This is a genomic window from Streptomyces sp. CC224B (assembly GCF_030010595.1).
In the GTDB taxonomy this organism is placed as follows: domain Bacteria; phylum Actinomycetota; class Actinomycetes; order Streptomycetales; family Streptomycetaceae; genus Streptomyces; species Streptomyces longispororuber.
Window position 1 is genome coordinate 1 of record NZ_JASCXL010000189.1, and the last position, 10,186, is coordinate 10,186.

Here is a 10,186-nt window from a genome sequence, read left to right on the forward strand (position 1 = left end):
CAGGCGCGCGGTGGCCGGGGCGGTGGGCCCGGGTTAGGTGGGGTATGGGGTGACCGGGTACCCCCTGGTGTGTCTCCACCTGTTTGGGGTGGGGGCGGGGCCCGGGGGCCCGGCCGCACCTGGGGAATCCGGCCGAAAACAGGCGCGAACGCCGGCACGAGGACGGCCCGGCCGAGGGGAAACTCAGCAAAATCGCCCCGCGGGACCGCTTGTCCTGCTCAACTTTGTGGCAAGGAACTTCCGCACGACCGTCGCGTCGTCACCGTCGCGTGTCCGCACACCACTGGTTGAAGGAGGCCGTCGTGAGACGAGTGCGCCCTGGGGCGGCGTCCCGCGGGCCGGCTGAGCGCGCCCTGACGAGCGTCGCCGCGGGGGCGACGTACGCCGGGGACGCGCGCGAGGACGACCAGGAGCCGCGAGCGCGCGAGACGGACGAGGGCACCGGGGAGACCGCCGGCGAGCAGCCCCAGGTGCCGCGCCTGTGGCACGTCACCCTGAGCGTCTCCGGCGCCCGCACCCCCCTGCAGGAGATCCGGCGGGGCCTGGAACAGCTCGCCCACGACCACCCCTTCCTGCTGACCAGCAGATACGCCAACGACCACGCGGAGATCCGCTACTGGGAAGAGGCCCGCGACCTGCACGACGCCGCCGCGGTCGCGCTGCGCCTGTGGGGCGAGCACCGGCAGACGGCCCGGCTCCCGCCCTGGGAGATCGTCGGCCTGGAAGTGATCGACCGCGACACCTACCACCAGCGGATCGCGGAGGGCTACGGCCCGCTGCCCGCGACCCCGGTGGGCGTCCACCCGTTCTGACCGGGACACAAGCCGGGCCCGGCCCCGCCGCGCGGGGACGACCGGCCTCCGGCGAGCGGTCGGCCGCCGCACACCGGATACCGGACCTGGCCGGAACCGGCCACGTCTCGCGGAGCGGAACGCGCGCGGGCCGCCCTCCGGCACGGGGTTACGCTGCCCTCATGACCGCGCCGCTCTCCCCGTACGACAACCTGACCCCGGTCGCGCAGGCGGCCTACCGCGCCCGCGCCGCCGCGCAGCAGCTCGCGCCGCTGCCACGGGCCGCGAAGGACGACGCGCTGCTCGCCGTCGCCGACGCCCTGGAGGTGCGCACGGCGGAGATCGTCGAGGCCAACGCCGAGGACGTCGAGCGCGCCCGCGCGGCCGGCACGAGCGAGGCGATCGTCGACCGGCTCACCCTCACCCCCGAGCGCGTGCGGGCCATCGCCTCCGACGTACGGGACGTCGCCGCCCTGCCCGACCCCGTCGGCGAGGTCGTCCGCGGCTCCACCCTCCCCAACGGCATCGACCTGCGCCAGGTCCGCGTCCCGCTCGGCGTCGTCGGCATCATCTACGAGGCCCGGCCGAACGTCACCGTGGACGCCGCCGCCCTCTGCCTGAAGTCCGGCAACGCGGTCCTGCTCCGCGGCTCGTCCTCGGCGTACGCCTCCAACACGGCGCTCGTCCGGGTGGTGCGCGACGCCGTCGGCGGCGCCGGGCTGCCCGCCGACGCCGTGCAGCTCGTGCCCGGCGAGAGCCGCGACTCCGTCCGCGAGCTGATGCGCGCCCGCGGCCTCGTCGACGTCCTGATCCCGCGCGGCGGCGCCTCGCTGATCAGGACCGTCGTCGAGGAGTCCACCGTGCCGGTGATCGAGACCGGCACCGGCAACTGCCACGTCTACGTGGACGCGCGCGCCGACCTGGACACGGCCGTCGAGATCCTCGTCAACTCCAAGGCCCAGCGCGTCAGCGTCTGCAACGCCGCCGAGACCCTCCTGGTCCACCAGGACATCGCCGACGCCTTCCTGCCGCGCGCCCTGGACGCGCTCGCCGAGGCGGGCGTCACCGTGCACGCCGACGAGCGCGTGCAGGCGTACGCCCCCGGCTCGAAGGCCACCGTCGTGCCCGCCACCGCCGAGGACTGGGAGACCGAGTACCTCTCCCACGACATCGCGGCGGCCGTCGTCGACACCCTGGAGCAGGCCGTGGAGCACATCCGGCTGTGGACCTCCGGGCACACCGAGGCCATCGTCACCACCTCGCAGCAGGCCGCCCGCCGGTTCACCCAGCTGGTGGACTCCACGACGGTCGCCGTGAACGCCTCGACGCGGTTCACCGACGGCGGCCAGTTCGGCTTCGGCGCCGAGATCGGCATCTCGACCCAGAAGCTGCACGCGCGCGGACCGATGGGACTGCCGGAACTGACCTCGACGAAGTACATCGTCACGGGCGACGGACACGTGCGCTGACGCAGACGGGCACGTGCGCTGACGCGGACGGACACGTGCGCTGACGCGCCCCGCGCCCAGGGGGTCACACCCCCTGAATTCCCTGTGCGTCTGCCCAAATCCACCCTCCAGGTCTACGCTGGAGGCGTGCCGGAGGACGTGGGGGGCACGCCGTTCGCCGACGGCGGGGAGCCCGACGACGACCGCGACCACGGGGGTGCGGACGACGCGTTCGCCTCCGTGGTCTTCGACGAGGACTTCGTACGCGCCGCGGAGATCCACGAGCCCACCGCCGTGGAGCGCCTCCTCGCCGCCGCCCAGGAGCGCGCCGAGGCCGAGGCCCGCCGCGCCCGCGCCCGCCGCCCCGGCCCGGACGCCGGGGACACCCCCGACGACGACTTCGACGCCTACGACGGATACGGCCCGGACGGCGCCCTGTTCGCCCGCGACGGCGCGTTCGACGACCTCGACGACGCCGAGCTGCTCGAGGACGGCCGCGGGCGCTACGGCCGGCGCGGGAAGATCCGCTGGCACCGCCCCGTGGCCTGGATGCTCGCCCTCCTGATGGGGGTCGGCATGGTCGCCTTCGCCTTCGCCGCGGTGTACCGGGGCGCGTCGAACGGCCGCTCGGACCGCATCCCCCCGCCCGCCACCACCGAGGTCGAGCAGACCACCGGCGCGGGCGGCCCGGGCGCGGGCGAGGCGGGCGGGCCCTCCGCGTCGGCGGAGTTCGGCCGCCCGGCCGTGTCCGCGGAGCCCCGCACCCCCTGACGGGCCCCCGGAAACCGGCCCGTGAGCACGGCGAACGCGCTGACGCGGCCCGTGAATCGGCGTCAGAACTTGTCGTGTACGAGGGCGTTTACCGCGCGGCCCGGAGACCTACCCTGAAGGTATGGGCGGGCCAGGAGAACCACCTGCGGGGACACCCGAGGGCGCTCCCGGGGGTGAGGACGAGTACCGATCCGTCGTCTTCGACGAGTCGTTCGTCCGCGCTGCGCGATTACAGGAGCTCTCCGCGCGGGAGCGCATGGGGGACCACGCCCGCGCCGTGCGCCGCAGGCCGAGTCCGCACCGCCGGCTCTCCCGGCAGGTCGTGATCCTCGTCGTCCTCATCACCGTCGCCTTCGGCACCGCCCTGTACATGGGCGTGCGCCAGCCCTACGACAGCCCCGCCGCCCACCGGCCCGAGCCGCTGCGCATGACCGTCATCCCGCTCGCCCCGCAGGGCCGCGTGCCCGGCGCCGAGAAGGCCGCCGACCTGTTCGCGAAGAGCCCCGCCGCGCAGTTCGGCACCGGCGCGGGCGGCATCGCCCTGCCCGCCGTCCGGCGCACCGAGCACTTCACCGAGGACCAGGTCGTCGCCGCCCTCACCACCGCCAAGGACTACCTCGTGGAGTCCTCGCTCGACCCGGACGTGCTCCGCGGCCGCTCCGTGCGCTCCGCCCGCGTGCTCCTCGACCCCGCCCAACTCGACCAGTTCGACCGCAGCTTCGCGCACCCGGCCGCCGACGGACGGCACGCGCCCACCGGCTGGCTGGTGCGGTTCGACCCGGCGAGGACGGCGCTCGCCGACCCGGGCGTGCGCGTGCACGGCTCCCTGCGGGTCAGCGAGGCCGACAGGGACACCCTCGAAGTGGCCTCCGACCACACCTTCGTCTACGCGCTGCGGCCCGCGGGCGCCGCCGCCCGCGCCCGCGCCTCGCTGTTCACGGTCCGCCGCGAACTGCACTTCCGCTTCGACCGCGACGACCTGCGCATGCACCAGGCCGAGCTGCTCGTCTCGTACGTCCAGGCCGGGCCGCTGGCCTGCGCCGGCGACACCACGCACCACCTGCGGCCGCTGCTCGCGGGCGAGAGGGCCGGGGCGGCCGGCCCCGCGGGCACCGACCCGTTCGCGACGGGCCAGGCGACGGCGCTGTGCGGCACGCTGGCCGGGGCGGCCCAGCCGAAGGTGTAGCCCGCCGGGGCGGGCGGTCCTCCGGACGGGCCGGGCCGGGCCGCGGCGGGCCGGTCCGCCGGGCCCGGTGTGCCGAAGCGCGTCGGGCCCGCTACTCGCCGCGGTCCGCCGGGCCGCCGCCCTGCCCCGTGAACCGGCCGCGCAGCTTGCCGCCCAGGTCGCCCGCGCCCCCGGCGATGTCGGCGACGAGCTTCATCAGCGGGTCCTTGCTGGCGCGCACGTCCTCCGCGTACGCCGACGCCGACTGCCGGAAGGAGTCGGTGACCGAGGTGTCCTTGTCCTCGTCACGGCGCGGGTAGTGGCCGTCCATGAGCCGCTGGTAATCGCGGCTCTCGGCCCACTTCTTCAGCTCGGCGGCGCGCACAGTGGTGAAGGGGTGCGAGCGCGGCAGCACGTTCAGGATCTTCAGCACGGAGTCGCGCAGATCGCCCCCGGCCTCGTACTCCTCGGCCTGCTCCAGGAACGCGTCCACGTTCATCTCGTGCAGGTGGTTGCCGCCCGCGATCTTCATCAGGCCGCGCATGGACGCCTGGAGGTCCTGGCCCACGAGCAGGCCCGCGCGGTCCGCCGACAGCTCCGACTTGCGGAACCACTCGCGCAGCGCGGTCACGATCGCCATGATCGCCACGTTGCCGAGCGGGATCCACGCCACCTTCAGCGCGAGGCTCGTCAGGAACAGCAGGATCGTGCGGTACACGGAGTGGCCGGACAGGGCGTGGCCCACCTCGTGCCCGACGACCGCACGCATCTCCTCCTCGTCGAGCAGCTCGACCAGGCCGGTGGTGACGACGATGATCGGCTCGTCGAGCCCGATGCACATCGCGTTCGGCTTCGGGTCCTGCGTGACGTACATCGGCGGGACCTTCTCCAGGTCCAGGATGTAGCAGGCGTCCCGCAGCATGTCGTTGAGGTGCGCGAACTGGGCGTCGGACACGCGCACGGAGTCCGAAAGGAACAGCAGCCTCAGGCTGCGCTCGGGGAGCAGCCCGCTGAGCGCCTTGAAGACCGTGTCGAACCCGGTCAGCTTGCGCAGGGCCACCAGGGCCGAGCGGTCCGCGGGGTGCTCGTAGGCCCGCGAAGAGATGCCCGGGAAGCGTCTGCGCTGCCGGCCCGGCACGTTCTCGTGGCCGCTGCCCGTGTCGCCGTGGTTGCCGTTGGTCATGCCGCATCCCCCATGTCGTGTCCTTCCTGCCCCCGAGACGGTCCCCAGCCTAGGCGGAGATACCGTGACAGGGCAGCGCACAGAAGGAGTCACCCGCCATGGAGCACATCTCTCCCGCAGACGCCCTCACCCTGGCCGCCCACGCGGCCGACAAGCAGGGCCCGGGCAACCTGCTCCGCATCGTCCTGATCGTGATGGTCGTCGGCTGCGTCCTGGTGGGCTGGCTGCTCCTCCGCGGTTACCGGAAGTGACCTGACGGTTCCGGGGAAGGGCCGCGCCCGGGGCCCGTCCGGCAGGGCGACGTGAGCAGAGGCCCGTCCGGCAGGGCGACGTGAGCCCCGACACGCCCCCCGCTTACGATGGCTCCAGTCTTTATCCCGATCCCACACCGGATAGGTCCTGCTGACGATGAGCCTCCACAGCACCGCCGCCCAGCTTGTCACCCTCGCGAACGAGGGCGGGGAGCACGGTGGCAACCACGAAAGCCTCAGCCCCTACGTCACCGGCGGCGGCGCCCTCGTCGTCCTGCTCCTGCTGCTGTGGATCACCACGCGCTTCAACCGCGACCGCTGAGCTGCGCCTGAGCGCCGGCCGGTGGCCGAGCGCCGCCGCCCCCAGCCGCCCGGCCGCGAGCCGCGGCGGTCGCCGTACCGACCCGTACGGCCGCCGTACTGACCCGTACGGCTGACAGCGGAGCCGCCCGTCCGGGCCGGTAGTGTCTGCACGCATGGGAGAGCAGGACATGCCTACCGGCCCGGGGAGCGGACCGGGCACCGGCCCGGCGAGCGCCGCCAAGCGCCGTCTGGGCGTCATGGGTGGAACGTTCGATCCGATCCACCACGGACACCTGGTGGCGGCCAGTGAGGTCGCCGCCCAGTTCCACCTGGACGAGGTCGTCTTCGTACCGACCGGGCAGCCGTGGCAGAAGAGCCACAAGAAGGTCTCGCCCGCCGAGGACCGCTATCTGATGACGGTCATCGCGACCGCCGAGAACCCGCAGTTCTCCGTGAGCCGCATCGACATCGACCGCGGCGGCCCCACGTACACCACGGACACCCTGCGTGACCTGCGCCGCCTCAACCCCGACACGGACCTGTTCTTCATCACCGGCGCCGACGCGCTCGGCCAGATCCTCACCTGGCGCGACGCCGAGGAACTGTTCGCGCTGGCCCACTTCATCGGCGTCACCCGTCCCGGCCACACCCTGGCCGACCCCGGCCTGCCCGCGGGCGGCGTCTCCCTGGTGGAGGTGCCCGCCCTCGCCATCTCCTCCACGGACTGCCGGGCCCGCGTCGCCAAGGGCGAGCCCGTCTGGTACCTGGTGCCCGACGGCGTGGTGCGTTACATCGACAAGCGCGAGCTGTACCGCGGCGAATGAGCCGAGAGGGGCACCGGTGAACGACCGACAGTACGACCCTTACGGGGGCGAGTACGAGGGTGACGCGGCGGCTCAGTACGAGGTCGTCGGGTACGACGAGTACGGGCGGCCGGTCTACCAGCTCGTGCCCCGCCAGGCGGCCCCCTCGCACGACGCGTACGCCGCCCAGCCGCAGCAGGCGTACGGGTACGACCCCTACGCCCAGGGCGCCGACCCCGCGGCGGCCGCGTACGGCACCGGTGCGCCCGCCCCCCAGCAGTCGTACGACACGTACGCCACCGGGCCCTCCTACGACACCGCGTACGACGCCACGTACGACACCGCGTACGGCAGCGGCACGTACGGAACGGCGGATCCCACCGGCTGGATCCCGCACCAGCAGCAGCCGCAGGAGCAGGCGCCCCAGGGGCACTTGGCGCAGCAGGGTCACCAGGCGCAGCAGAGTCACCAGGCGCAGGAGGCGCAGGAGGCTCAGCGGAGTCAGCGGGCCCGGGAGTCGCAGCAGGCCCAGCAGCACCAGGCCTATGCCGGGGCGGTGCCGGACGCGGGCGAGGGGCACGCCGGCGGCGGGGACCACGGCGACGCCGGATCGCCCGCGGCCGACGAGCCCCGCGAGTACCGCACCGAGCAGTTCTCCTTCATCGAGGAGCCCGACGAGGACTCCGAAGACGTCATCGACTGGCTGAAGTTCACCGAGAGCCGCACCGAGCGGCGCGAGGAGGCCAAGCGGCGCGGACGCTCGCGGGTCGTCGTCCTGGCCGTCGTGCTCGCGCTCGCCCTCATCGGCGGCGTCGGCTACCTGTGGGCCGCGGGCAAGCTGCCCGGCCAGTCGGACGGCTCGTCCGGCGGACCGGCCGCCGCCGGGCCGCAGAAGCGGGACGTCGTCGTCGTGCACCTGCACAACACCAAGGGCGGCGGCACCTCCACCGCACTCCTGGTGAACAACACCACCGCCCGGCGCGGCGCCACCGTGCTGCTGCCCAACTCCCTCGCCCTGACCAGCGACGACGGTACGACGACCACGCTCGGCAAGTCCGTCGACGACGACGGTTCGACCGGCACGCGCGAGGAACTCGACACGCTGCTCGGCACGAAGGTCGAGGGCACCTGGCGGCTCGACACCCCCTATCTCAACAACCTCGTCGAACTCGTCGGCAACATCGACATCGACACCAACGCCGACGTGCCGGACCCCAAGTCCAAGCGCAAGGGCGGGACCCCGCTGGTCCACAAGGGCGAGCAGCAGACCCTGAGCGGCCCGATGGCCGTCGCGTACGCCACCTACCGGGCGCCCGGCGAGGACGAGACCGCGCAGCTCGAACGGTTCGGGCAGGTCATGCAGGGGGTGCTGCGCAAGCTGTCGACGGACCCGCAGGCCGCCACGGTCACCGTGCAGTCGCTCGCGCAGATCCTCGACCCGTCCCTGCAGGAGAAGGACCTCGGCGCCTTCCTCGCCAAGCTCTCCGACCGCGCCAAGGGCGGTGACTACGCCACCACGGTCCTGCCGGTGCGGCAGGACGGCACGCTGACCGAGAAGGCCTCCGCCGACGTGGTCAAGGACGTGCTCGGCGGCGTCGTGAAGAGCCCGGAGCAGGGCGCGGCCGTCCGCGTCGGTGTGAAGAACGCCACCGGCGGCAAGGCCGCCACCCAGAGCGCCCGCATCGCCCTCGTCAACGGCGGCTACACCTTCGTGGACGGCGGCACCGGCTCCACGCCCGCCCCGGCCTCGCAGGTCACGTACGCCGACGCGGCGAAGAAGCAGGAGGCCGCGGAGGTCGCCAAGACCCTGGGCCTGCCCGCGACCGCCGTCCGCAAGGGCGAGGCGCCGACGAACGCGGACGTGTCGGTGGTGCTGGGCCGGGACTACGACGCGGACTGAGCCCGCCGCGGGTGCGCCGCGGCCGCGCCGCCCTGACCTGTACGGGGGCGCGGCCGGGGGCGTTTCCGCGCGGGAGCGTGGCCGGGGCGTCGCCTGTGCGGGGCCGTGGCCGGGGCCGGGCGGAGCCCTGGCTTCCGAGGTGCCCGGCGGGCCCCTGTGATCGATGGCCCCCGTGATCGAAAAATCGTCTGGGGAGCCGTCGGCAGTCCGTGAGACCCTTGAGGGGTATTGCCCGTCTGAAGGAAAGCTCACTAGTGACCGCCACGGACCGCTCCACCGAGCTCATCACCGTCGCCGCCCAGGCGGCCGCCGACAAGCTCGCGCACGACATCATCGCGTACGACGTCAGCGACGTGCTGTCGATCACGGACGCCTTCCTGCTCGCCTCCGCGCCCAACGACCGCCAGGTCAAGTCGATCGTCGACGAGATCGAGGAGCGGCTGAGCAAGGAGCTCGGCGCCAAGCCGGTGCGCCGCGAGGGCGACCGCGAGGCCCGCTGGGTCCTGCTCGACTACGTCGACATCGTCGTGCACGTCCAGCACAGCGAGGAGCGCGTGTTCTACGCCCTCGAGCGCCTGTGGAAGGACTGCCCCGAGATCGACCTGCCCGCCGACGCCAAGGCCACCCGCGGCAAGGCCGCGGAACACGCCAAGCTCCAGCAAGCCGCGGAGGAGGCCGAGGAGATGCGTCACCTCGGCGGTGAGGTGCGGTGACGGGCCGAGGGTTGCGGCTCATCCTGTGGCGGCACGGCCAGACGGCCTGGAACCTGGAGCGCCGCTTCCAGGGCTCCACGGACATCGAGCTCACCGACGCGGGCGTGGCCCAGGCCCGGCGGGCCGCCCGTCTGCTCGCCTCCCTGAAGCCCGACGCGATCATCGCCTCCGACCTGAAGCGCGCCGCCGCGACGGCCGCCGAGCTCGCCGCCGTCACCGGCCTGGAGGTCACGCACGACGAGGCGCTGCGCGAGACGTACGCGGGGCGGTGGCAGGGCCTCACCCACGAGGAGATCATCGAGCGCTACGGCGAGCAGTACGCCGCGTGGAAGCGGGGCGAGCCGGTGCGGCGCGGCGGCGGTGAGCTGGAGACCGAGGTCGCCGACCGGGCCGCCCCCGTCGTCCTGCGCCACGCCGAGAAGCTGCCGGACAACGGCACGCTCGTCGTCGCCAGCCACGGCGGCACGATCCGCACCACCATCGGCCGCCTCCTCGGCCTGGACTCCCACCACTGGGAGAGCCTGGGCGGGCTCTCCAACTGCTGCTGGTCCGTCCTCGGCCAGGGCGCCCGCGGCTGGCGCCTCCTTGAGCACAACGCGGGCACGCTCCCGGAGCCGGTCCTCGGCGACGACGACTAGGCCGTGCCCGACGGGTCGGCCACGGCCCCGCGGGGCCCGGAAGCGGACTCCCTCGGGGCCCGGGACCCGGATTTCGCGTTTGGGCAGGTGGCAGGCTAAAGTTCTTCTTGTTCGCCCCGCCGAGCGGGAAGAACGGAAGAACACAAGGGGCTATAGCTCAGTTGGTAGAGCGCTTGCATGGCATGCAAGAGGTCAGGAGTTCAATTCTCCTTAGCTCCAC

11 protein-coding genes and 1 tRNA gene are annotated in these 10,186 nt (G+C 73.3%); 11 read left to right on the forward strand and 1 reads right to left on the reverse strand.

Annotation, left to right across the window (positions count from 1 at the left end; translation table 11 throughout):
* Positions 1 to 302: 302 nt before the first annotated feature.
* The 4 genes from QK440_RS39835 to QK440_RS39850 all read left to right on the forward strand — a co-directional run bounded on the left by QK440_RS39835 (position 303) and on the right by QK440_RS39850 (position 4,196).
* Positions 303 to 812 (forward strand): hypothetical protein, encoded by a 510-nt coding sequence (locus QK440_RS39835; protein WP_282798158.1) that lies wholly within the window; start codon positions 303 to 305, stop codon positions 810 to 812.
* 161 nt (positions 813 to 973) lie between these two features.
* Entirely contained in the window at positions 974 to 2,260 is a 1,287-nt protein-coding gene (locus QK440_RS39840; RefSeq protein WP_282798159.1) for a glutamate-5-semialdehyde dehydrogenase, read from the forward strand.
* Positions 2,261 to 2,386: 126 nt separating this feature from the next.
* The gene (locus tag QK440_RS39845; protein ID WP_282798160.1) at positions 2,387 to 3,010 is read left to right on the forward strand and encodes a hypothetical protein; all 624 of its coding nucleotides are present in this window, start codon (positions 2,387 to 2,389) and stop codon (positions 3,008 to 3,010) included.
* Between the two features lie 121 nt (positions 3,011 to 3,131).
* On the forward strand, positions 3,132 to 4,196 hold the full coding sequence (locus tag QK440_RS39850) for a hypothetical protein (protein ID WP_282798161.1): 1,065 nt from the start codon (positions 3,132 to 3,134) through the stop codon (positions 4,194 to 4,196).
* 91 nt (positions 4,197 to 4,287) lie between these two features.
* On the opposite strand, the gene QK440_RS39855 is transcribed toward QK440_RS39850, so the two are convergent.
* Positions 4,288 to 5,358, reverse strand: a complete 1,071-nt coding sequence (locus tag QK440_RS39855) for a M48 family metallopeptidase (protein WP_282798162.1) — start codon at positions 5,356 to 5,358, stop codon at positions 4,288 to 4,290.
* A gap of 98 nt (positions 5,359 to 5,456) precedes the next feature.
* Between QK440_RS39855 and QK440_RS39860 the strand changes: the two genes are divergently transcribed.
* From QK440_RS39860 to QK440_RS39890, 7 genes are all read left to right on the forward strand, one after another.
* Entirely contained in the window at positions 5,457 to 5,609 is a 153-nt protein-coding gene (locus QK440_RS39860; protein ID WP_190135049.1) for a hypothetical protein, read from the forward strand.
* 157 nt (positions 5,610 to 5,766) lie between these two features.
* The gene (locus QK440_RS39865) at positions 5,767 to 5,931 is read left to right on the forward strand and encodes a hypothetical protein (RefSeq protein WP_190135050.1); all 165 of its coding nucleotides are present in this window, start codon (positions 5,767 to 5,769) and stop codon (positions 5,929 to 5,931) included.
* A gap of 154 nt (positions 5,932 to 6,085) precedes the next feature.
* Positions 6,086 to 6,736: a nicotinate-nucleotide adenylyltransferase gene (nadD, locus tag QK440_RS39870; RefSeq protein WP_282798163.1), complete on the forward strand. Its 651-nt coding sequence runs from the start codon at positions 6,086 to 6,088 to the stop codon at positions 6,734 to 6,736.
* 16 nt (positions 6,737 to 6,752) lie between these two features.
* The gene (locus QK440_RS39875) at positions 6,753 to 8,615 is read left to right on the forward strand and encodes an LCP family protein (RefSeq protein WP_282798164.1); all 1,863 of its coding nucleotides are present in this window, start codon (positions 6,753 to 6,755) and stop codon (positions 8,613 to 8,615) included.
* A gap of 254 nt (positions 8,616 to 8,869) precedes the next feature.
* Complete coding sequence (gene rsfS / locus QK440_RS39880) at positions 8,870 to 9,328, forward strand: ribosome silencing factor (protein ID WP_190135053.1); 459 nt, start codon at positions 8,870 to 8,872, stop codon at positions 9,326 to 9,328.
* The gene (locus QK440_RS39885) at positions 9,325 to 9,966 is read left to right on the forward strand and encodes a histidine phosphatase family protein (RefSeq protein ID WP_282798165.1); all 642 of its coding nucleotides are present in this window, start codon (positions 9,325 to 9,327) and stop codon (positions 9,964 to 9,966) included. The genes rsfS and QK440_RS39885 overlap by 4 nt, the downstream gene beginning before the upstream one ends.
* 146 nt (positions 9,967 to 10,112) lie before the next feature.
* A tRNA-Ala gene (locus tag QK440_RS39890) sits at positions 10,113 to 10,185 on the forward strand.
* Position 10,186: the final 1 nt, after the last annotated feature.